General features: G+C 40.9%; 1 protein-coding gene. It reads left to right on the forward strand.

The genetic code is table 11. From position 1 onward, the window contains the following. Window positions 1–76 precede the first annotated feature (76 nt). Window positions 77–1183, forward strand: a complete 1107-nt coding sequence (locus Q1A31_RS20880) for an ISAs1 family transposase (protein ID WP_299881742.1) — start codon at window positions 77–79, stop codon at window positions 1181–1183. Window positions 1184–1202 lie beyond the last annotated feature (19 nt).

A 1202-nucleotide genomic window follows, 5' to 3' on the forward strand; every position in this document is an offset into this window, starting at 1 on the left:
CAGGGCAAACGCATTAAAAATTGTTAATTTCAAATAACTTATGAGATATTCCTGATTTTTATATCAGGAGTATGTCATGGGCCCATGTATTTCTAGTTATTTCTCACACATAGACGATCCTCGCATAGATCGCAAAAAGCTTCATTCGCTTTCCGATATCCTTATCCTGACCATCTGCGCCATGCTCAGTGGAGCCGATGGTTACGAGGCAATAGAAGAGTTTGGACAGAATAAAACAGAATGGTTAAAAGGCTTTATACCGTTAAAAAATGGCATACCTTCGCATGACTGTATTCGTTATGTCTTGATTAGATTACCACCCGAACAACTTCAGTCAGCCTTTATTGCATGGGTTAATGCCATTAAAGAGAAAATTCCTGAAGTGGTTGCAGTGGATGGAAAAACCGCCAAAGGCAGTCAAACAAAAGGACTCGCAGGACTCCATATGGTGAGTGCTTGGGGCTCCTCAAATAGGCTGGTACTAGGACAAGAAGTCACTCAAGAAAAATCTAACGAGATAACCGCTATACCTGCACTCTTAAAACTTCTGGAATTAGAAGGCTGCATTGTTACTATTGATGCAATGGGTTGTCAGCTCAGTATAGCTACACAGATTATTGAGCAAAAAGCAGACTATGTTTTCGGACTCAAAGGGAATCAGGGATTACTCTACAAAGACGTAAAAAGTTATTTTAAGACGGCGATCGAATCTCAGTTTAAGAGCATTCCACATAGCTTTTATGAAGAAGCCGAGAAAAAGCATGGGCGACATGATGTCCGCCAATACTGGGTTGTTAATGCGCCTGATACCTTACATAGAGCAGAAAAATGGACAGGATTACAGAGTATAGGAATGGTCACGCGTGAAAGTACCATCGGAAATAAAACGACGACAGAAACGCGCTACTTTATAGGCTCTATTCAAGCTAATGCTAAGGTATTTGCAAAGAGTATCCGTGGTCATTGGGGCGTAGAAAACAACCTACATTGGTGTCTGGATGTAACGTTTAGAGAAGATGATAGCCGTATTCGCACAGGCCATGCGCCTGCTTGCATGAGCATGTTTAGACATATCTGCTTAAATTTGTTGCAGAAAGAAACGTCTAAACTCAGCATTAAAAAGAAGAGGCTTAAAGCCGCTTGGAATGATAACTTTCGGTTCAAAACGCTGTTTAACTTATGATTATAATGCGTTTGCCCTG

Source organism: uncultured Cocleimonas sp., assembly GCF_947495625.1.
Taxonomy (GTDB): domain Bacteria; phylum Pseudomonadota; class Gammaproteobacteria; order Thiotrichales; family Thiotrichaceae; genus Cocleimonas.

Excerpts from the sequence above, each read along its gene's own strand:
- Q1A31_RS20880 (WP_299881742.1), top strand. The coding sequence starts at position 77 with ATGGGCCCATGTATTTCTAGTTATTTCTCACACATAGACGATCCTCGC.